General features: G+C 67.0%; 16 protein-coding genes and 1 tRNA gene. 9 read left to right on the forward strand and 8 right to left on the reverse strand.

Annotation, left to right across the window (positions count from 1 at the left end):
- Positions 1-50 precede the first annotated feature (50 nt).
- The 5 genes from QW861_RS21910 (at position 51) to QW861_RS21930 (ending at position 5,250) form a co-directional block, all read left to right on the forward strand.
- Positions 51-1,007: an alpha/beta hydrolase gene (locus QW861_RS21910; RefSeq protein ID WP_315750809.1), complete on the forward strand. Its 957-nt coding sequence runs from the start codon at positions 51-53 to the stop codon at positions 1,005-1,007.
- A 150-nt stretch (positions 1,008-1,157) separates the two neighbouring features.
- Complete coding sequence (locus QW861_RS21915) at positions 1,158-2,462, forward strand: O-acetylhomoserine aminocarboxypropyltransferase/cysteine synthase family protein (protein WP_316193480.1); 1,305 nt, start codon at positions 1,158-1,160, stop codon at positions 2,460-2,462.
- Between the two features lie 12 nt (positions 2,463-2,474).
- A complete protein-coding gene (locus QW861_RS21920) occupies positions 2,475-3,455 on the forward strand; it encodes a homoserine O-succinyltransferase (RefSeq protein WP_315750805.1) in 981 nt (326 codons plus the stop codon).
- Positions 3,456-3,542: 87 nt separating this feature from the next.
- The gene (locus QW861_RS21925) at positions 3,543-4,784 is read left to right on the forward strand and encodes a DUF763 domain-containing protein (RefSeq protein WP_315750803.1); all 1,242 of its coding nucleotides are present in this window, start codon (positions 3,543-3,545) and stop codon (positions 4,782-4,784) included.
- A gap of 4 nt (positions 4,785-4,788) precedes the next feature.
- Positions 4,789-5,250 carry an NUDIX domain-containing protein gene (locus QW861_RS21930; protein WP_316193481.1) on the forward strand — a complete coding sequence of 154 codons (462 nt, stop codon included), beginning with the start codon at positions 4,789-4,791 and terminating at the stop codon, positions 5,248-5,250.
- Between the two features lie 23 nt (positions 5,251-5,273).
- On the opposite strand, the gene QW861_RS21935 is transcribed toward QW861_RS21930, so the two are convergent.
- The 3 genes from QW861_RS21935 to QW861_RS21945 form a co-directional block, all read right to left on the reverse strand.
- A complete protein-coding gene (locus QW861_RS21935; protein WP_315750799.1) occupies positions 5,274-6,971 on the reverse strand; it encodes a methyl-accepting chemotaxis protein in 1,698 nt (565 codons plus the stop codon).
- Positions 6,972-7,810: 839 nt separating this feature from the next.
- Entirely contained in the window at positions 7,811-9,016 is a 1,206-nt protein-coding gene (locus QW861_RS21940; RefSeq protein ID WP_315827898.1) for an MFS transporter, read from the reverse strand.
- A gap of 409 nt (positions 9,017-9,425) precedes the next feature.
- Positions 9,426-10,358, reverse strand: a complete 933-nt coding sequence (locus QW861_RS21945) for an alpha/beta hydrolase (RefSeq protein ID WP_316193482.1) — start codon at positions 10,356-10,358, stop codon at positions 9,426-9,428.
- Between the two features lie 184 nt (positions 10,359-10,542).
- Between QW861_RS21945 and QW861_RS21950 the strand changes: the two genes are divergently transcribed.
- On the forward strand, positions 10,543-11,442 hold the full coding sequence (locus QW861_RS21950) for a helix-turn-helix domain-containing protein (protein WP_316193483.1): 900 nt from the start codon (positions 10,543-10,545) through the stop codon (positions 11,440-11,442).
- A gap of 54 nt (positions 11,443-11,496) precedes the next feature.
- On the opposite strand, the gene QW861_RS21955 is transcribed toward QW861_RS21950, so the two are convergent.
- Positions 11,497-11,586: transfer RNA gene (locus tag QW861_RS21955), tRNA-Ser, on the reverse strand.
- 221 nt (positions 11,587-11,807) lie between these two features.
- On the opposite strand from QW861_RS21955, the gene QW861_RS21960 reads away from it, so the two are divergent.
- Entirely contained in the window at positions 11,808-12,152 is a 345-nt protein-coding gene (locus QW861_RS21960) for a hypothetical protein (protein WP_315717023.1), read from the forward strand.
- Between the two features lie 38 nt (positions 12,153-12,190).
- Here the strand turns inward: QW861_RS21960 and QW861_RS21965 are convergent, their stop codons facing one another.
- The 4 genes from QW861_RS21965 to QW861_RS21980 all read right to left on the reverse strand — a co-directional run bounded on the left by QW861_RS21965 (position 12,191) and on the right by QW861_RS21980 (position 18,648).
- The gene (locus QW861_RS21965; RefSeq protein ID WP_315750791.1) at positions 12,191-13,651 is read right to left on the reverse strand and encodes a trehalose-6-phosphate synthase; all 1,461 of its coding nucleotides are present in this window, start codon (positions 13,649-13,651) and stop codon (positions 12,191-12,193) included.
- A 216-nt stretch (positions 13,652-13,867) separates the two neighbouring features.
- Positions 13,868-14,689: a trehalose-phosphatase gene (gene otsB, locus QW861_RS21970; protein WP_315750788.1), complete on the reverse strand. Its 822-nt coding sequence runs from the start codon at positions 14,687-14,689 to the stop codon at positions 13,868-13,870.
- Positions 14,690-16,204: an MFS transporter gene (locus QW861_RS21975; protein WP_316172903.1), complete on the reverse strand. Its 1,515-nt coding sequence runs from the start codon at positions 16,202-16,204 to the stop codon at positions 14,690-14,692.
- A gap of 407 nt (positions 16,205-16,611) precedes the next feature.
- Positions 16,612-18,648, reverse strand: a complete 2,037-nt coding sequence (locus QW861_RS21980; RefSeq protein WP_316172904.1) for a HAMP domain-containing methyl-accepting chemotaxis protein — start codon at positions 18,646-18,648, stop codon at positions 16,612-16,614.
- A gap of 296 nt (positions 18,649-18,944) precedes the next feature.
- Between QW861_RS21980 and QW861_RS21985 the strand changes: the two genes are divergently transcribed.
- The gene (locus tag QW861_RS21985) at positions 18,945-19,430 is read left to right on the forward strand and encodes a (2Fe-2S)-binding protein (RefSeq protein WP_315717018.1); all 486 of its coding nucleotides are present in this window, start codon (positions 18,945-18,947) and stop codon (positions 19,428-19,430) included.
- Between the two features lie 99 nt (positions 19,431-19,529).
- Entirely contained in the window at positions 19,530-21,875 is a 2,346-nt protein-coding gene (locus tag QW861_RS21990; RefSeq protein WP_316165694.1) for a xanthine dehydrogenase family protein molybdopterin-binding subunit, read from the forward strand.
- Positions 21,876-21,884 lie beyond the last annotated feature (9 nt).

A 21,884-nucleotide genomic window follows, 5' to 3' on the forward strand; every position in this document is an offset into this window, starting at 1 on the left:
TTCACTGCTGATGGGCACAATGCCCGATGCCTTGGTTAACTGGAGCTGTCATGCCGCTCGACCCTCGCGCCCAGCGCCTGCTTTCGATGGTGGCGGCCGTTGTGACGGAAAGCCGGGAGCCTCCGAGTCCCCGGCAACGCCGGCAGTCGCTGGCGAAACTGATGCAGTTCGCGCGCAACGACTGCGGCGCCGCCATCACGCGGGACGGCGATTTCTCCGGTCCCTCCGGGCTGCTTCGTTATCGCCTGTATACGCCTGCAGCAGGCCTGGACGATACCGGGATGCCGCCCGGCTTCGTATACTTTCACGGCGGCGGTCTCGTGGCAGGCAGCATCGACACGCACGACAAGGTCGCCGCCGCGCTTGCCGCCGCCGCCGGCTGCCGGCTGCTCTCGATCGACTACCGTCTCGCTCCCGAGCACACGTTCCCCGCAGCAATCGAGGATGCGATCGCTGCGGTTCACTTCGCCATCGATCACGCGGCCGCGCTCGGCATCGACGGCAATCGCATTGTGATCGGCGGCGATTCCGCGGGCGCCACGCTCGCCGCCGCGGTTTGTCAGCAGGCTGCCGGCAGCACCGGTCTCAGGATCGCGCTGCAATGCCTGATCTGCCCGGTGCTTGATTTTTCCAACCCCTGGCCGTCGCGCGAGTTGTTCGGGACCGGCTATCTGATCGACAGGGCGACCTGGCAGGCCGACCTCGCCGACTATCTGGCCGGCGAGTCCGATGTCGCCAATCCCCTGATATCGCCCTTGTGCCGCGAGACGCTGGCTGGGCTTCCCCCCGCCGTGATCCACACCGCGGAGTTCGATCCGATGCGCGACGAGGGCAATGCCTATGCGGCACGGCTCACGGAGGCCGGCGTCACCGTCGCGCATGTCTGTCACGACGGCATGGTTCACAATTTCCACGCCCTCGGTGCGATCCTGCCGCAGGCGAAGGTCGCACTGGATCTGGTCGGGCAGCAGATCCGGTCGCTCCTGCGTGTCCCTGTTGCGCGCTAATTCGAAGCTCTTCGGCCACATATCGTTAGGGTTATTTCGTCGTTCTTGTCGCGAATTATTGCCCGCTTTACGCCTGCGCTCCTACAACGACACCACTCGCGGAATACGAGCAGCTCGCCGCATTGATCGAAGCGAGCGGGGAGATCGCCGATGCGCAACGAGACGATTGCAATCCACGCCGGCTATGAGCCGGAGGCGACCACCAAGGCCGTCGCGGTTCCGATCTATCAGACCGCCGCCTACGCCTTCGACAGCGCCGATCACGGCGCCGCGCTGTTCAATCTCGAAGCCGAGGGCTATCGCTACAGCCGGATCTCGAACCCGACCACGGCGGTGCTCGAGAAGCGCGTCACCGAGCTCGAGGGCGGCGTTGGCGCGCTCGCCGTCGGCACCGGGCAGGCGGCGCTTCACTTCGCATTCGTCAATCTTGCCGATGGCGGCGGCAATATCGTCTCGGTGCCGCAGCTCTACGGCACCACGCACACGCTGCTCGGTCACATCCTGCCGCGCCAGGGCATCACTGGACGCTTTGCCGAAAGCGATGCGTCCGACGCCATCGAGCGTCTCATCGACGAAAACACCAAGGCGGTGTTCGCGGAGACGATCGGCAATCCCGCCGGCAATGTCTGCGACATCGAGGCGCTGGCGAACGTCGCGCATCGCAACGGCGTGCCGCTGATCGTCGACAACACCGTCGCAACACCGATCCTGCTGCGGCCGTTCGATTACGGCGCCGACATCGCGGTGCATTCGCTGACCAAGTTTCTCGGCGGTCACGGCACGACGCTGGGCGGAATGCTGGTCGACAGCGGCAACTTCCCCTGGAAGGATCACGCCGACCGCTTTCCCGCCTTCACCCAGCCCGACGCGTCCTATCACGGGATGGTCTACACCGATCATTTCGGCCGCAGCGCCTATATCCAGCGCGCGCGCAGCGTCTATCAGCGGACCATGGGCGCGGTGCTGTCGCCGTTCAATGCCTTCCTGCTGCTGCAGGGCATCGAAACGGTCGCCCTGCGCATGGAGCGCCACGTCGAGAATGCGCGCAAGGTCGCCGAATTCCTGCGCAACGATCCGCGCGTAGCGTGGGTCAACTACGCCGGTTTCGCCGACAGCCGCCATTATCCCCTGGTCCAGAAATATCTCGACGGCCGGGCGTCGTCGCTGTTCACATTCGGGATCAAGGGCGGCATGGAGGCGGGCAAGGCGTTCTACGACGCCCTGAAGCTCGTCACACGGCTGGTCAATATCGGCGATGCGAAGTCGCTGGCCTGCCATCCCGCATCGACCACGCATCGGCAGATGCCGCCGGACGACCAGCGCAAGGCGGGCGTCCTCCCGGAGACGATCCGGCTGTCGATCGGCATCGAGCACGTCAGCGACATCATCGAGGATCTCGACCAGGCGCTCGCCCAGGCCTGCCCTCGCACGCGTCAGCTGGATGCGGCGGAGTAGAGCGATCAGCCGATGACCCTGCTGTTCGACCGACATCGCAGGATCGCGAGCCCTGCCCTCGCGCCCGCTGAATTCGACGACCGCGGCCGACGCCCGATCGAGCTTTCGATCGGCCTCGTCAACAACATGCCGGACAGCGCCCTGAAGGCGACTGATCTCCAGATCGGCCGCCTGCTGCGGCAGTGCGCGCCGCGGCACGTCCGCATCCGCCTGCACTGCTTCTCGCTGCCCTCCATCTCTCGCTCGCAGGCGGCCAGGAGCCACGTCGCCCAGTCCTACGCCGACATCGGGTCGCTCGATCGGCTCGGCATCGACGGCCTGATCGTGACCGGCGCCGAGCCTGTCGCCGCGGCCTTGCGCGACGAGCCCTATTGGTCGGACCTCGCCTCCGTGATCGACTGGGCCAGAACCAACACGCGCTCGACCATCTGGTCGTGTCTCGCGGCCCACGCGGCCGTGCTGCATCTCGACGACATCGAGCGGCAGCGGCTGGCGAGCAAATGCTCCGGCATCTTCGACTGCGTGAAGGTCCAGGACGACTGGCTCACGCACGGCATCCATTTGCCGCTTCAGGTACCGCACTCCCGCCTCAACGCCGTCAACGAGCCGCTGCTGGCGGAGCGCGGCTACGACATCCTGACCCGCTCGGACGAAGTCGGCGTCGACATTTTCGCGCGCTCGACGCCGAGCCGGTTCGTGTTCTTTCAAGGCCATCCCGAGTATGACGCGCTCTCCCTGCAGCGCGAATACATGCGCGACATCGCGCGCTTTCTCGCCGGGCAGCGCGACGACTACCCACGGCTGCCGAAATCCTATTTCAGCGCCGAGAGCGAGGCGGTGCTCAACGCGTTCGAGTGGCGGGCCAAGGAAAGGCGCGACCCGACGCTGGCGGCCGAGCTCCCGGGATTGACGCTGCGGCCCGATCTCGCCGCAGAAGGCGCCGCCCAGACGCTGTTCAGGAACTGGATCGGCCATCTCGGGCAAACCGGATAGCGCCAAGGCCCGCGTCCCATCGCAGCGATCGCGCGATCGCGCGCCGTCTGTTAGATTGGCACGGCACACTTCGCTTGCAAGGTTCCGATGGCCCGACGCACCGGCAGCGCCGATCTTCCGCTCCATTCCGGACGCGTCCCGGCCTGGCTCGGCACGCGCATGGCCTCGCTCGGCGCCATCATCACCCAGGCGATCGTGCATCATTACAGCCGCGACGAATTCCTGGCGCGGATGTCGCATCCGTTCTGGTTCCAGTCGTTCGGCGCCGTCATGGGCATGGACTGGCATTCCTCCGGCATCACCACGAGCGTGATCGGCGCGCTGAAGCGCGGGCTGAAGCCGCTGTCCGGCGAGCTCGGCATCTACGTCTGCGGCGGCCGCGGCGAGCATTCGCGCAAGACGCCCGACGAGCTGCGCCTGCTCGGCGACCGGCTCGGCCTCGACGGCGAGGAGCTGGTGCGGACCAGCAAGCTCGTCGCCAAGGTCGACAGCGCCGCGGTGCAGGACGGCTTCGACCTCTATCTGCACGGCTTCTTCGTCACCGCCGACGGCAAATGGACCGTCGTGCAGCAGGGCATGAATGGCGACGCCCGCCAGGCCCGGCGCTATCACTGGCACTCGCAACAGCTCGCGAGCTTCGTCGACGCTCCGCACAGCGCCATCGACGGTCCGGTCCAGGGCGAGATCGTCAACCTCACCGACAAGCGCGCCGCGCCGTCGCGCGACGCGCAGCTCGAGCTGCTCGCCGAGCTCGGCCCCGACCGCGTCGTCTCCGAGTTCGCACGGCTGAGCACGCCGGAGCCGGCGCAGGGCCTGCTGCCGCATCTCGTCATGCCGGCGCATCACGACGTCAGGCCGAAGGACGTATTCGCCCGCCGCCTCCACGGCACGCTGGCGGCCGCGGCCGAGCGCGGGCCGGTCGACTTCCCCGACCTGCTGCTGACGCCGGGCGTCGGCGCCCGTACCGTGCGCTCGCTCGCCATGGTCGCCGAGGTCGTGCACGGCGCGCCGTATCGATTCGGCGACCCGGCGCGGTTCTCGCTGGCGCATGGCGGCAAGGACCGGCATCCCTATCCGGTGCCGATCAAGGTCTATGACGAGACCATCCGCGTGCTCAAATCGGCCGTCGGCAACGCCAAGCTCGGCCGCGACGAGGCGCTGTCGGCGCTGAAGCGGCTCGACGACCAGGCCCGCCGGCTGGAGCGCAGCGCGACCGGCCCCTCGCTCGATGCCTACATCGCGACCGAGCGCGCCGCCTCGCCAGAGCTCGACGGCCGTTCGGTGTTCGGCTGGGAGCGTGACCTCATCCAGCGCACCGGCGAGGCGTAGCGGCATGCCGGCGCGCAGCGCGGGCGTGCTCGCCTTTCGCCGCACCGCCGATGGACTCGAGGTGCTGCTGGTGCATCCCGGCGGCCCGTTCTGGCGCAACAAGGATCTCGGCGCCTGGTCGATCCCGAAGGGCGAGTTCGGTGCCGGCGAGGCGGCCGAGGCGGTGGCGCGGCGCGAATTCGCCGAGGAGCTCGGCACGACGCTGACGGCGCCGCTCGTGCCGCTCGGCGAGATCAAGCAGCGCGGCGGCAAGGTGGTCGAGGCATTCGCCGCCGAAATCGATCTCGATGCCGGCAGCATCACCAGCAACGCGTTCGAGCTCGAATGGCCGCCGCGTAGCGGCCACGTCAGGCGTTTTCCCGAGGTGGACCGCGCCGCCTGGTTCGACCTCGCCGAGGCGAGGGTCCGGATCAATCCAGCCCAGGCCGCGCTGCTCGACCGTGTCGTGGCGATCGGCGGAGGGTGAACTGTCACCATCCGCCGCCGACGTCACGCCGCGCGGACGTTGCCGAGGAATCGCCCGGTCTGGGTCTTGAGCTGATCCGACTGGCTGCCAAGCTGGGAGGCCGCGCTCAGCACCTGCGCCGCCGCGGCGCCGACCTGGCCGGACGCCTCGCGCACGCCGACGATGTGCTGCATGACCCCCTGGGTGCCCTGCGCCGCCTGCTGGACGCTGCGGGCAATTTCCTTGGTCGCGGCACCCTGCTCCTCGACCGCGGCTGCGATCGCGTCGGTGATCTCGTTCATCTGGCCGATGGTCGCGCCGATCTCGCGGATGGCGTTGACGGTGGAGCCGGTGGCGTCGCGGATGGCTTCGATCTGGCTGGTGATCTCCTCGGTCGCCTTGGCGGTCTGCGCCGACAGCGCCTTGACCTCGTTGGCGACCACCGCGAAGCCCTTGCCGGCCTCGCCGGCACGCGCCGATTCGATGGTGGCGTTCAGCGCCAGCAGGTTGGTCTGGCCGGCGATGGTCTGGATCAGCGCCATGACCTCGCCGATCTTCTGCGACGCGTGGACCAGCCGGTCGACCATCGCCTCCGTCCGCGTCGCCTGCCCGACCGCGTTCTGAGCGATCGAGGACGACTGCGTGACCTGCTTGGCGATCTCCTGGATCGATGACGACAGCTGCTCGGCGGAGGCCGACACCGTCTGCACGTTCTTGGCGGTCTGCTCGGCGGCCGCGGCCACCTTCGCGCTCTGGTCGGTCGTGCCGGCGACGATGCTCGACATCGATTGCGCCGAGGTCTGCAGCTCGCCGGCGGCGGTCGCGGTGGTCTGGATCACGCCGCCGATCGAGCGCTCGAACTCGTCGGCGATCCGCACCAGCACCGTGCGGCGCTCCTCGGCGGCCTGCTGCTTGGACTGCTCCTGCTCGGCCCGGAGACGCTCGCTCTCGGCGAGATGGTCCTTGAAGATCTGCAGGCTGCGCGCCATGCGGCCGATCTCGTTCCGGCGATCCGTGAACGGCACCTCGAGGCCCAGATTGCCCTTGGTCAGCTCGTCCATCACGGCGCAGGTACGGTCGAGCGGAACGACGACGCTGCGTCCGAGCCAGAAGGCGACGACCGCGGCCACCAGCAGACCTGCGAGCGCGCCGAAGCCGGCCCACAGCGCGCGCTGATAGACGACCGCATCGACGTCGTCGACATACACGCCGGCCTGGATCGCCAGCATCTTGTCGCCGCTGCCATAGGCGCCGACATAGGACATCTTCGGCAGCTCGGTCGTCCCCCCCGCGCGCGGCACCTTGTACTCGACGAAGCCGCCGCCGGCGCGCGCCATGCGCACGATGTCCTGGATCAGGAGCTTGCCGGTGGAATCCTTGAAGTCCCAGCGGTTGACGTTGATGTATTTCGGGTTGGCGTGGACATAGGTCACGCCGGCATCCGACGATCCGGTTCCGTAGACGCCGAGATAGTCGTTGTACGGGCCCCAGCGCATTGCGCCGATCGCGGCGTAGGCCTGCTGCCGCGCCTGCTCCGGCGCCATCTTGCCGGCGGTCGCCGCGGCGTCATAATAGCTCAGCACCTTGACGGCGGACTCGACGAGGTTGCGGACCATGGTCTGCCGCTCCTCGAGAACGGTTCCGCGCAGCATCAGGATCTGCATGGCGGAGACGGCGAACAGTGCGATCGACATCACGGCGATGATCGCCGCGAGACGCTGATAGACAGTCAGGTGTCGCATTTTCTGGTTCTCGTTGCGTGGACTGTATGCACGATACCAACCGTACATTAATGGTTTGCTATCCGTGCCGCCCGAACACTGTCGAACTAATTAGTTTTTGGACGGATCATGTCCACTCACGCGAACTCAAGCCAGAGAACAACCAACCCGACCTGGGGTGGCGATCGTTCGAACTAACATGCGATAATCCGAGGTATCATCCAAGGGGACGGCCGGTTCCCTGCGAAGTTCCAGTGGGTTAGGTGTCGAGTTCCCACGGAGTTTCGTCGTCGCGACGCGTCAGGCGCCCGAGCTTTGTGCAGCTCAGCCCTCACCTCATCGAGGGCGCAGGGAAGACCAGGCATCGGCTGATTCCTGCGGCCCCCGTGCGGAAAGGAATGCACGGGGCAGGAACCACAGGTTCAGCCGGGTTTGCCCGGCCTTCCCTGCGCAATGGTGTTACGGCTGCTTCGCACTCTCCCCGGGGACCGGCGTTCTTGCCCCCGTTTGCGGCAACGCGCCAATGGCACGCCGCGCAGGCATCAGCGTCGGGATGCCAGGACCATGCGACTTGACCGTCCGTGCCGGCGCCGCTCGTCAGTCGGCGCCTGCCCGTCCATCACATCCCACCCCAACGCTCCTGACGATGCGCAGCGCCCCTCGTCGATGAGGCGGGACAATCAGAGAGAAGCACGAATTCCGATAAAACGAAAGAACAAAATTTGCGCAAGCGGGCGCGATTGCGCCGATGTCGTTGAGACGGCGAATGAACTTCGTGTTTCGGCGCAGGGGGAATGCGGCATGTCGCGGCGCTCCCGGCGAGCCCATGTCCGGCCCGACGGGCGACTCGGTCGAACGCCTCAGGGAGAGACCGCCGCGCGCGCCGGCCGGCGCTGCCGCAGCAGCAACAGGATGACCACCGCCGCGCACGAGCAGGCCAGGCTCAGCGCCAGCGGCGCTTTGCTGCCGTAGCGGGTCAAGAGCTCGACGAGGATGGGCGCCGACACCGCCGACAGCAGGTTGAGCGGCAGTCCGATTTGGGCGGACGCCTTGGCGAACGCCGCCTTGTCGTAGAACACCAGCGGCATCGTGGCTCGCGCCACGGCGAGCGCGCCACTGCCAAGGCCGTAGATCAGGATGAAGCCGCCGATCGCGGCGTGCGAGCCGTCGCTCAGCATCAGCAGCAGCATCGCCACCGGCAGCGCCAGTCCGGCGACGATCGCGGTGGTGATGCCGTCCCAGCGGCCGCCGCCGAGAAAATCGATGGCGCGGGCGCTGATCTGGATCACCCCCAGCATCGAGCCGAAACCGACCGCCTCGGCCGCCGACAGGCCTTTGGCCTTCAGGAGCTCGATCAGCACGGCCCCCATCCCGAACGCGACGAAGGCGTTGAGGCCGGAGGCGCCGACCAGCAGATAGAACGTGCCGCGCGACGGCGTCGATGCGGGAGCCGACGCCGGCGGATCCGACGACGGCGGCAGATGATCATGGACGCGCCGCGGCAGCAGGAACACGAACAGCGGCAGCGAGACCAGCAGCAGCAGGCCGGCATAGACGAGACAGGTGCTGCGCCAGCCGATATGCGCGGAGAGGGCCGAGGTGACCGGCCAGAAGATGCTGCTCGACAGGCCCGTGACCAGCATCAGCGCGCCGATGGCGCTGCGCGCGCGCAGGCCCGCGATCTCGTTGAGCACGATGTAGGAGGCGGTCGAGAGGGTGGCGCTGCCGGCCACGCCGAGCAGCAGCCAGGCGGCATAATAAGAGAGCGGCCCCTGCGCCGCAGACAGCAGCGCGTAGCCCGGCGCCGCCAGCAGAGTGCCCGCGATCATCACCCGCCGCCCGCCATGCTTGACGAACGGTCGCGCCAGCAGCGGCGAGCACAGCCCCATCGACATGTACAGCACCGTCGTGCTGGCGAAGATCGCCGTCAGCTCCATCTCCAGATCCGCCGCCATCGCCCGGCCGATCACCGCCGGCAGGCTGAGCGTGCCCCAGGCGATCAGCTGGGTGATGGCGAGCACGATCAGTACGCGCAGGAGGGAGGGGTCGGCGATGACGGAGGGCATTTCGGACGGGGGCACTGCACGGAGGTGACGCGCGGCGCGCGTTGCAGCTCTAATTCTAGAGCATTCGCGCCGAATCAGCCCCGCTGTTTCGGAATTGCGGCCCCGCCACCGGCGGGGTGCTCGTGCCAGTGCCGGCAACTGCACGCACGGCCGCCGGCCCGAGCAGGAACAGCATGAGCAGCGCCGCACGGGAGCAGCCGATCGTCAGCCCCCATGGGTCTCAAGGCGAAGCAAGAGCATCGCCTAACGCGCCGCAGAGCGGCGCTCCTCACCATGAGGGTTTAGATTTGGCCGCGAAAAAGACCCTCATCCCGAGAGGCCGCCTTAGGCGGCCGTCGCGAAGGATGGCCGCGAAACGAGCGCTCGCCACAGCTTATTGCCTCATATGCGATCGCCCCACCGGCGGAGCTCAAGCTTCGCGCGTCTGAAGGAGGTGTGATCGAAACCAGTCACGCGCAGCCGAGGATGATCGTTCGAAGTGCTCGACATAGGGCGCGAAATGCCCGCAAGGCAAACTGACAAACTGTTTTGGCTCGCCGGCGCGCGCGAACGCCTCCCGCGACGCCTCGATCGGCATCAGCATGTCGCCCTCGGCCGCGATCAACATCAGGGGCCGCGGCGCGATGCGATGCAAGAAGGCGACCGGCTCGAAGCTGAAGGTGAGCTCCAGGCTGCGCACGGTAACCTCGTTGCGCCACAGCGGCGAGATCTTCGCCGCCTCCATGCACCAGTCGTAGGCGTCCAATGTCCCCAGGATGCACGGCGTCGTCGCCGGATCCTGCGCCACAACCTGCATGGTCATCGGCGGCTCGCCCGCGGCACGGGCCAATCGCTCGCCTACGAACAGCTGCGACAGCTGCGCCTTCGTCTCCGCCGGAATGTGGCTCCAGATCGCGCCGCCGCTGAGGAACGAGACCTGCACTGCCACGCAGCGGATGCGCTGATCGATCGCCGCCGCCTGGATGGCGACACCGCCGCCATAACTGGAGCCCCAAGCGCCGATCCTTCTGGGATCGACGCGCGGCAGGGTCATTGCGAAGGTGATGGCATCGCGGTAGTCGGCCAGCTGCTGCATCGGGTCGATCTCCTGCCGGACGCGCCCTTCGCTCTCGCCAAAATTGCGGGGATCATAGACCAGCGCGCCGAGACCGGCTGCGCTGAACGCGGCGGCATATTTGTCGAGATAGCTTTCCTTGAGCCCGCTGAAGCCGTGATGAAGCACGACGATGGGCGCTGTCGGCGCGTCCCCCTGCGGCGGCACGTGCCAGCCGCGCAGCACCGTACCATCGTCGGCCTTGAAGGCCACCTTCTCGAACCCAGCCCGCAGATCCGAACCGACCATTGCAACCTCCCTTTGCTCTCGTCTCTCCGCCTTGTCTGCACGGCGGTCACAGCCTAGGCTCTAGTCCAAGCGCGGCACCGACGTCCCGGACGGCAGCGAAAGCGAACCCGGACGACGGCGAAACGCGGGCGGACGCAGCCGCCGCAAGCGAGGGCCTCCGGGCGGCCAAGGGAAAGCGTTGCAGATGCCGAACGTGCAAGGGTTTGCCTCGCTGACCGCGCCCACGACGTCCCTCGACCCACTGCTCGGCTGGACCATTCACGAGGCCATCTCGCTCCGTCAGCAGTTGAGGCAGCTAGGCGATGCTCTCGTGATCGAAGCGCAGGTCGCACAGGGCTGCGCCGGGATGCGCCGCGCTTCCGATGCCGGTCTGGTGGTCGTGATGACCGTGATCGAAGGCCGGGAGCGCGGCGAGGACTCAACGGGCACGGTGCTGTTCGAAGCGGGCGACGTGATCGTCTGGAACACGCGCGAGACGCTCGCCTTCGCCACGCTCAGTCCGCTGCGCAAGATGATGATCGCCTGCCCTGAAGCCGTGATCCGGAATTTTCACCCCGACCTGATCGGACGCGGCCCCCTGCATCTGCCCGGCCGGCACGGCTTCGGCGCCGCCGTGTCCGGTTACTTCGAGGGCTTCGCCGGCACGCTGGCCGAGATGGACGACCGCGAGGCCCATGCCGCCGTCGATACCGGGCTCGAGATCGTCGCCAGGGCTGTGCGCCTCGTGCGCCGCGACGCTGCACCGCGCCGCTCATCCGCGCGGTTCGCGCGCATCATGAGCTACATCGACGCACAGCTGCACGACCCCGATCTCGACAGCGCCGAGATCGCCGCCCACTTCGGACTATCCGTCCGCTCCGTACAATTGTTGTTTGCCGAGCACGGCACCACGCCCTCGGAATGCATCCGCCAGCGCCGCCTCAACCGCTGCCGCCGCGACCTCCAAGCCGCGCGCCGAACCGAGAGCATCACCGACATCGCCCTGCGCTGGGGCTTCAACGACCCCTCGCATTTTAGCCGCCTCTTCCGCCGTCGATATGGCGTGCCCCCGCGCACGCTCGTGCGGAAGAGGCCGGAGGGCTGACGGCCCAGCGATTTCATCTTCTCGCAACTGAATGGAATGGCTGGGATGGGTGACTGGCGGAGAGAGTGGGATTCGAACCCACGGTACGGTTTCCCGCACACACGCTTTCCAAGCGTGCGCCTTAAGCCACTCGGCCATCTCTCCGGCGGCCCTCTCTTGGCGGGGTCGGCGGCGTTTTGCAAGCCGGGCGGGGGCCTCGGCGGCAAATTTCCCCCAAATCGCTGATAAAAATCATCAATCCGCCCTGGTTGCGGGCTCGGCCGGGGGCCGCCGCCGCTCGCCGGCCGATCGATGAACCGGCCGGCCGGCCGGCACGACCACTGATTTGCAGCCCGTCGGTCCGGCTGCACACGAGGGACCTCGCGATGCCGTCATCCACCCCTGCCCGTCTCGCCGTGCTGCTGGCGGCAGCATTCAGCCTGACTGCCGCCGGCCCGGCGCGCGCCGATCAATGCACCAAGCAGGGCGTCGACGTGACCTGCGACGACGGCCGCAAGGGGATCTGGCAGGGCGATGCGATCCTGTGGCCGGACGGGACCAAGTCCAGCCTGAAGCCGCACCCGTCCGTCATCGTCGGCAACAAGGCATCGGTGGTGGTGGGACCCGGCGTGTTCGTCGGACAGGGCAACGGGATGGTGCCGATGGACAATCCGAGTTCGCCAAACAAGCTGCGCTGCGCCGTGCTCGACGGCGTCTCCTACTGCCATTGAGCCTCGCCGCCGTGCGGCGGCGAGGTGTAACGCCCGGTTCAGTGATAGCGCGCGCCGGGCGACAGCATGCGGCCGGCCAGAAAACCCGCCGGCGCTGCAGGCAGAGGCTCGATCTCGACCTCGGCCGAGTCACCGTCCTGCAGGGTCTCGACGAAGTCGGCAAACCATTGCTGGATCGAATGGCGGCGCAGCTTCGTCATCATGATCTCATAGCGCATGCGGCGCTCGTTGAGCGGCATCGACAGCGCCATCGCGATCGTCCGCGCCATGCCGTCGATGTCATGCGGATTGACGATCAGCGCCGCGTCGAGCTCGTTGGCGGCGCCGGCGAATTTCGACAGCACCAGCACGCCGGGATCGACCGGGCTCTGCGCGGCGACATACTCCTTCGCCACCAGGTTCATGCCGTCGTGCAGCGGCGTGACGACGCCGACCTGGGCGCTGCGATAGAGGCCGGCCAGCACGCCCTGACCATAGCCCTTGTTGAGGTAGCGGATCGGCGTCCAGTCGACCTCGCCGTGGCGGCCATTGACCTCGCTGACGAGGCGCGCGACCTCGCTCTGCAGATTGCCATAGGCCTCGATCGATTCGCGCGACGGCGTTGCGATCTGCAGCAGCGACACGGCGCGCAGCAGGCTCGGGTGCATCGTCCACATCCGGTCGAACGCGTTGATGCGGTTGACGAGGCCCTTGGAGTAGTCGAGCCGATCGACGCCGATGGCGAGCTTCTCGCCGTGCAGGCTGCGGCGCAGCCGCGACACGTCCGGATGCGCCACCGCCTTCGCCGCCTGCTGCGCAAACTTGTCGGCATCGATGCCGATCGGGAACACCGCCAGACGGGTGCGGCCGTGCAGCGACCTGACCACGCCGTCACGCACCTGCAAGCCGAGATCGGCGCGGATGCAGGCGGTGAAGTTCTCGCGATCGTCCTCGGTCTGGAAGCCGATCAGATCATAGGCGAGCATCGCGGTGACGAGATCGCGGTGATTCGGCACGCTGTCGATGACGCTGCGCGCGGGCCACGGCGTGTGAAGGAAGAAACCGATCGGGCTCTTGACACCGAGCGTGCGCAACTCCGCGCCGAGCGACAGGAAGTGATAGTCCTGGATCCAGAACAAGGTGTCCGGCTTCTGGAACCGGAGCAGCGCGCGCGCCACGAAGGCGTTGACCTCGCGATAGGACCGATAGTCATCATGCGAGACGCTGATCAGATCGCTGCGTGAATGCAGCGCCGGCCACAGCGCCGAATTGGCGAAGCCTTCGTAGTAGCCGGCATAGTGCGCAGCCGGCAGATCCAGCAGCGCGAGCGCGCCTTCACCGATCTGCTCGATCTCCGCGATCGGTTCCGTCTGCGCGCCGTCGCGCACACGTCCCGAAGATCCCACCCATACTGCCCCCGATTTCTCCACGATGGGCAGCAATGCTGCCGCAAGTCCGCCGGTCATTGGCTCGTTGGCTTTGCCACGTGCCACCCGATTCGAAACCACGACGAGGTTCACAGCTCCCTCCTGTTGGTCATGTCGGTTAACAGCTGTTCATCAATATGGTTCCAGGCCACCCTTTCAACCAAATGAAACCAAATTCGGGCATTCGCGCGGTGTAATCACAGCGTCAATCAAGTCAGAACGTTTCTAATCAAGAGCGACGCATGCAACATGCGAATGCATGGCGGATGGAACTAATAACGCGGCGATACCGAACCACTGCGCGGACCGCTAGGTCGATGAATTAGTTCCGCCGTCGGCGAGGCGCGCCAGGAACGCGCGCACGTCGTCCGGAGCGTCGAAATGTCCGTCGACACCGAGCGCCCGACGGCCGACCGAGAACGACAGGCCGGCGAAATCCGGCATGATCGCGAACACCGTCTCGTCGGTGACGTCGTCGCCGATGAAGAACGGCTTGCGTCCCTTGAAGGGCGCGTGCCGCATCAGCTCGCGCACGCCGCTCGCCTTGGTGAAGCCGGCATGCTTGATCTCGCACACACATTTTCCGGGCAGCACCTCGATCGGCGCCTCCGGCAACTCGGCGCGGATGCGCGACACTTCCTCGTAGATCGCCTTCTCCGCCTGCGGCGCGAGGCGATAATGCAGCGCCAGCGAGTACCCCTTGTCCTCGAGCAGAATGCCGGGGCTGAGCTTGGCGATCGCAGCGAGCCTGCGCTTCAGCTCCTTGTCCAGCGGCGGCGCCTTGATCGCATCCGCCTCACCACCGCCGCCGAGCCGCATCTCCGCGCCATGACCGCCGACGGCGGGGTAGACCTCCGGCGCGAAGATGAGATCGATGTCGTTGAGTGAGCGGCCCGAGACCAGCGCCAGCGCGCCGGAGGTTCGTTGCAGCAACGCGTTGAGTGCCTCGGCAAGGCCCGGCGGGACCCACACCTCGCGCGGTGTCGGCGCGAGATCGAGCAGGGTGCCGTCGATATCGAGCAGGATCGCCACCTCGCGAAGATGCGGCACGAGACTCACCGGCGTCGGAACGATCTCGGCGGGCTCCGCCGCAGGAGAACCGATCAGATCGGAGTTGTCGGACATCATCATCTACTCCATGACAGCGAGCGGGCGCGCCACCTGCTCGAGCGATTTGCGCTCGGCCGCGATGGCATAGCGCCAAGCGACGAGCGCCGCCACCAGCATCAGCGCGGCACCGAACAGATAGCCGCCGAACACCGCGCCGCGCGCCCCGCTGTCGAGCAGCGCGCCGAACAGCGCGGGTCCCGCCACGCCGCCGATCCCGGTGCCGATTGCGTAGAACAGCGCGATCGCGAGCGCGCGCACTTCCAGCGGAAAATTCTCCGACACGGTGAGATAGGCGGCGCTCGCCGCCGGTGACGCGAAGAAGAAGATCACCATCCAGGCCGCGGTCTGCGTCGCGGCGCTCAGCACTCCGATCGAGAACAGATAGCCGGTGAGCGCGAGCAGCACGCCGGAGACGCCATAGGTGAAGGTGATCATGGCGCGGCGCCCGAGCGTATCGAATAGACGGCCGAGCAGCAGCGGTCCGAGCACGTTGCCGGCCGCGAAGGGCAGGATGTACCAGCCGACATGATCGGACTTGATGCCGTAGAAGTCGGTCAGCACCAGCGCGAAGGTGAAGAAGATCGCGTTGTAGAAGAACGCCTGGGCGATCATCAGCGTCAACCCGACCAGCGAGCGCTGACGATAGACCGAGAACAGCGTATGCGCGACCTCTCGTAACGGCGTGTGGCTACGCATCCGCAGCCGCATCCTCGGCAATTCCTTAGCGCGCGCCTCGCGGTCGTGGCCGGTGACGTCGCGTTCGATCTCCGCCACGATCCGATGCGCCTCTTCGGGATGGCCGTGAATCATCAGCCAGCGCGGACTTTCCGGAATCCACATCCGCATGACCAGCACGACCAGGCCGAGACAGGCGCCGATGCCGTAGGCCAGCCGCCAGCCGACATCCGGGCCGGCGACATCAGGATCAAGCAGCACGATGGCGCCGACGGCGCCGAGCGCGGCCCCCAGCCAGAAGCTGCCGTTGATCATGAGATCGGTCCAGCCGCGATAGCGCGCCGGCACCAGCTCCTGGATCGTCGAATTGATCGCGGTATACTCACCGCCGATGCCGGCGCCGGTCAGGAAGCGAAACAGCGCGTAGGTCGCGACATTCCACGACAAGGCGGTGGCGGCCGTCGCGGACAGATAGAGCGCGAGCGTGATGAAGAACAGCTTCCGGCGGCCGATGCGGTCGGTCAGCCAGCCGAAGCCGAGCGCGCCGAGCACGGCGCCGGCGAGATAGGCGCTGTTGGCAAGCCCGATCTCGAGATTGGAGAAATGCAGCGCCGGGCTCTGCTTGAGTGCGCCCGACAAGGCGCCGGCGAGCGTCACCTCGAGCCCATCGAGCACCCAGGTGATGCCGAGCGCCAGCACGACGCGGGTGTGAAAGGCGCTCCAGCGGAGGTCGTCGAGCCGGGCGGGGATGTTGGTTTCGATGATTCGATCCTGGCCAGCCGTGTCGCCCGGCGGCGCGCTGGATTGCGGCGCTGACGTGATGACGCGGAGGTGCGGAAAGGATGCCTGTCGGGGTGCCATGGAATCCCAATGCGACGGCGCGGGTCGCACCGCATGCTCGACCGAGAGGATGAAGCAAATGCGGCAATGAAACCCTGCCGCTGCGACCCAACGTCTCGCCGCGCGCTGGGTTCCCGGAAGTGGGGCGGGGTTCGGCGCTCGACCCGCCCCGGGGGGGCGCAGCGTTTCCTGGGTGAGGCCCAGGCGCGCCTCATTTCAGCTGTCGTCCCGGGCAAGCGGGCGGAGCGAGCGCGATCCGGGATCCATACCGCGTGGTGCAAGATTGGGGCACGCGATCGATACCGCCCGCGACACATCTGCCGCGGCGTATGGATCCCGGCGTTCGCCGGGATGACAGCGGAGGGGTTGGCCGCGGGCTCGCCAACGCATCTGCGAGCGGCGTGAAGACCAGCCTGTCGCCGCAAAACTCACGCCGCGCGGATGTTCGCCATGAAGCGGTTGAGCTCCGCGCGCAGGCGGGCGCTTTCCGAGGACAGCGACTGGGCCGAGCGCAGCACCTCCTCCGAGGCCTCGCCGGTCTGGGTCGCGCCGCGATTGACCTGGGTGATATCGGCTGCCGCGGCCTGCGTGCCTGCCGCGACGCTCTGCACGTTCCTGGCGATCTCCTGGGTCGCGCCGCCCTGCTGCTCGACCGCGGTCGCGATCGACGAGGCGATGGTCGAGATCTGGCGGATGGTGCCGCCGATCTGCTTGATCGCCGTCACCGACTCCTGGGTCGCCGCCTGCATGCCGGAGATGTGGTTGGAGATGTCGTCGGTCGCCTTGGCGGTCTGCTCGGCCAACGACTTGACCTCGGAAGCCACCACCGCAAACCCGCGGCCGGCATCGCCGGCGCGGGCGGCCTCGATGGTCGCGTTCAGCGCCAGCAGGTTGGTCTGCTCGGCGATCGCGGTGATCAGCTTGACGACGTCGCCGATCTCCTGCGCCGCGCGCGACAGCTTGCCGATGCGCCCGTCGGTCTCCTCGGCCTGGGCCACGGCTGACTCCGCGATGCGGCTGGACTCGCGGACCTGGCGGCCGATCTCGTTGACCGAGGCCGACAGCTCGTCGGTCGCGCTCGCCACCGAGTGGATGCGGCCCGTGGCCTGGTCGGAGGTGCCGCTCACGCGGCTCGCCAGCGACTGCGTGGTCTCGGCGGTGCGCGTCAGGGTCGAAGCCGCCTGCTCGAGGTGCTCGGCCGAGCTCGAGACGTTGGACACGATCGAGCCGACGGCGGTCTCGAACTCGTCGGCGAAGCGGATGAGCTCGGCCCGGCGCGCGGCGCCCGCAGCCTTGTTCTGGGCGTCCTGCGTCGCGGCGTCGCGCTCGGCCTTGGCCACCGCCTGGACCTTGAACTCCTCGACGGCGGCCGCCATCTCGCCGATCTCATCGGCGCGCCCGAGGCCGGGCAGCCGGACGTCGAAATTGCCCGAGGCGAGCTCGCGCATCGCCTTGCACATCGTGATCATCGGCCTGGAAATGCCGTTGCCGAGCATCAGCGCCAGCACGGCGCCGAGCGTCAGCCCGCCGATCGCCAGCATCGCGATCAGCCGCTCGATGTCCGCGATGGTGGTGTTGGCGGCGGCCTCGATGCGCTGCTGGTCGGAGGCGACCTCGGATTTCAGCCCGTTCGACAGCGCGATGATCTCGGTCCCGACGACGCCCATCTCCTGTTCGAGCTTGCCGAGCGCTTTCATGTTCTCCGACAGCTTGATGAAGGCGGCGCGGTACTGCTTGATCAGGTCGCCGAGCTCGGCGACGCGCTGGGTGATCTTCTCGTCATTGGCATAGATCGTCACCAGCGAGGTTTCCAGGAAGCGCGTGCGCGCGATGGCGCCGTCGGCCGTCTTGGCATCGGGCTTGGCGATGTAGGTCCCGACCAGCGCGGACACGGTCAGGTACTGGCCGGTGAGGTCCTTGGCCGTCGTCTGCACGGACGGCAGGCCGGCGAGCGCGGCGGTGTCCGCCAGATCATCGAACTTGAAGCGGATCTTGTTGCCGATGATGCCGATCTGGTCGGTCGCCAGCTTCGCGTTCTCGCGGGTCAGGGCAACGATGCTCGAGAATGTCTTGGCGAAGGCCTGAAACTGCGCCTGCAGCTTGCCGACCTGGGCCCGCCGCTCGGCACCGGTCGCAGCCATCGATTTGTCGATCGCGGCCTGGAGCGCCTGCTGGGCAGCGGTGGCCGCCGCCTCGTCGTCGGCTTTGCCGGTCAGGGCATAGTATCGGGCGAGAGCCTGGTACGAGACCAGCTCGCGATCGATGGTGCGGGTGGTGTCGGCTTCCGCAACGCTGCTGCGATAGGCCGCCACCGCTGCGGCGACCCGCTCGAACCCCAGATAGGAGAAGCCGATGCTGACGGCGGAGATGGCCAGCACCACGGCAAAGCCCAGGAAGATCTTGCCGCGAAATCGCAGGGTCAGAAAATTGGCACGCCGCGACTGCGGCGCAAGCTGCGCAGACATTCCCACCCCCGACACGCCATTCTTTATATTGGCCAGAAACCAACTGCCCGGCAGCAACGCACCAGAGCGTGATCAAAACTACGTCACAATGGCTAAGGGGCGGTAAATGGGCGGCATCGGCCTGCGGCCTGCGCTCACCCGCGCCGGTGCCGCCTCGCATGGCGTGCCACATGCGACCGAATCGCCGGGGCCGCGCGCAAGACGTCGCAATGACATCAGAGACGAAAATTCGAGTTGCAAAGTCCTGAGGGCGCTGTTTCTAATCAGAATAAGAAAAATTCATCGGGAGGTTACTCGTGTCGACAGTCAAACTGACGGTGAACGGCAAGGCGGTCTCGGTCGAGGCCGAGGATCGCACCCTGCTCGTTCACCTCCTGCGGGATCATCTGAACCTCACCGGCACCCATGTCGGCTGTGACACCAGCCAATGCGGCGCCTGCGTCGTCCATATCGACGGCCGTGCCGTGAAATCCTGCACCGTGCTGGCCGGCCAGGCCGCGGGCGCCAACGTCACCACCATCGAAGGCATCGCCAAGGGTGACGAGCTGCACCCGATGCAGGCGGCCTTCCGCGACAATCACGGCCTGCAATGCGGTTATTGCACGCCGGGGATGATCATGTCGGCCATCGACATTGTGCACCGCCACGGAGGCGAGCTCGACGAGAGCACGGTGCGCGAGGAGCTGGAAGGCAACATCTGCCGCTGCACCGGCTATCACAACATCGTCAAGGCCGTGCTCGACGCTGCCGGACGGATGAAGGTCGCGCAAGCTGCCGAATGAGGCCGGCGAGAGCCGCCGTTTACCGCAATACCGAGACCACGACCGCTGCGCGCGATGGCCGCGGCGGGACAATAGAACTCCGGTAGGGGAGAGATTCGCATGGGTATGGAAGGCATTGGCGCCAGCGTCGTCCGCAAGGAGGACAAGCGTTTCATCACCGGCAAGGGCCGTTACGTCGACGACGTCAAGCTGTTGGGCATGACCTTTGCCCATTTCATCCGCAGCCCGCACGCGCACGCCAAGGTCAAGAGCATCGACTCCTCGGCCGCCGAGGCAATGCCCGGCGTGGTCGCGGTGCTCACGGGCAGGCAGATCGTCGACGACAAGGTCGGCAACCTGATCTGCGGCTGGGCCATCACCTCGAAGGACGGCTCGCCGATGAGGATGGGCGCATGGCCGGCGATGGCGCCGGAGACCGTGCGATTCGTCGGCCAGGCCGTGGCGGTCGTGATCGCCGAGAGCAAGAACCTCGCCCGCGACGCCGCCGAGGCCGTCGTGGTCGAATATGAGGAGCTGCCGGCGGTCGCCGACATGCCCTCCGCGCTGAAGCCCGGCGCGCCGCAGCTTCACCCGGAGGCCCCCGGCAACGTCGTCTATGACTGGCATATTGGCGACGAGGGGGCGGTCAACGCCGCCTTCGCCAAGGCCGCCAACGTCGTCACCCTGGAATTGACCAACAACCGGCTGGCGCCGAACGCGATGGAGCCGCGCGCGGCGATCGCCGAGTACGATGCGGCCGAGGAGCATTTCACGCTCTATACGACGTCGCAGAACCCGCACGTCGCTCGCCTGGTGCTGTCGGCGTTCTACAACATCGCACCAGAACACAAGCTGCGCGTCATCGCGCCCGACGTCGGCGGCGGCTTCGGCTCCAAGATCTTCATCTATCCCGAGGAGATGGTGGCGCTGTGGGCCTCCAAGAAGGTCGGCCGTCCGGTGAAGTGGACCGGCGATCGCACCGAGGCGTTCCTGACCGACGCGCACGGCCGCGACCACATCTCCAAGGCCGAGATGGCGCTCGATGCCGACAACAAGATCCTGGGGCTGCGGGTCAAGACCCACGCCAATTTCGGCGCCTACATGTCGCTGTTCTCGTCCTCGGTGCCGACCTATCTGTACGCGACCCTGCTGTCGGGCCAGTACAACATCCCGGCGATCTATGCCGAGGTGATGGGCGTCTACACCAACACCACGCCGGTCGACGCCTATCGTGGCGCCGGACGCCCTGAGGCGAGCTACCTGCTGGAGCGGCTGATGGAGACCGCAGCGCGTCAGCTCAAGGTCGATCCGGCCGAGCTGCGGCGCAAGAACTTCATCACCCAGTTCCCGCACCAGACCCCCGTGATCATGGCCTACGACACCGGCGACTTCAACGCCTCGCTCGACGCGGCGCTGAAGGCGATCGACTACGCCGGCTTCCCGGCGCGCAAGGCGGCCGCCAAGGCGCAGGGCAAGCTGCGCGGCCTCGGCTTCTCCTGCTACATCGAGGCCTGCGGCATCGCGCCGTCGAAGGCAGTCGGCAGCCTTGGCGCCGGCGTCGGTCTGTGGGAATCGGCCGAGATCCGCGTCAACCCGGTCGGCACCATCGAGGTGCTCACCGGATCACACAGCCACGGCCAGGGCCACGAGACCACCTTCTGCCAGCTGATCGCCGAGCGCCTGGGCGTGCCGATCAGCCAAGTCTCGATCGTTCATGGCGACACCGACAAGGTGCAGTTCGGCATGGGCACCTACGGCTCGCGCTCGGCCGCAGTCGGCCTCACCGCGATCCTCAAGGCGATGGAGAAGGTCGAGGCCAAGGCCAAGAAGATCGCAGCGCATGCGCTGGAGGCCTCGGAAGGCGACATCGTCATCGAGAACGGCGAGTTCAAGGTGACCGGCACCGACAAGTCGATCGCGCTGCCGATGGTCGCGCTCGCTGCCTACACCGCGCACAACCTGCCGGACGGCATGGAGCCCGGATTGAAGGAGACTGCGTTCTACGATCCGACCAACTTCACCTTCCCGGCCGGCACCTATATCTGCGAGCTCGAGGTCGACGAGGCCACCGGCAAGACGTCGTTCGTCAACTTCGTCGCGGCGGACGATTTCGGCCGGCTGATCAACCCGATGATCGTCGAGGGCCAGGTCCATGGCGGTCTGGTCCAGGGCATCGGCCAGGCGCTGCTCGAGCACGCGATCTATGACAGCAACGGCCAGCCGGTGACGGCATCGTTCATGGACTACGCGATGCCGCGTGCCGACGACGTGCCGTCCTTCAAGCTGAGCCACACCACGACCCTGTGCCCGGGTAATCCGCTCGGCGTGAAGGGCTGCGGCGAGGCCGGCGCGATCGGCGCATCCGCCGCCGTGATCAACGCGATCACGGATGCGATCGGCAACAACAAGCTGGAAATGCCGGCGACGCCGGACCGCGTCTGGCACGCGATCCACGGCAACGCCTGATCGAACGGA

It is taken from the genome of Bradyrhizobium sp. SZCCHNRI1029 (genome assembly GCF_032487555.1).
Lineage (GTDB): Bacteria > Pseudomonadota > Alphaproteobacteria > Rhizobiales > Xanthobacteraceae > Bradyrhizobium.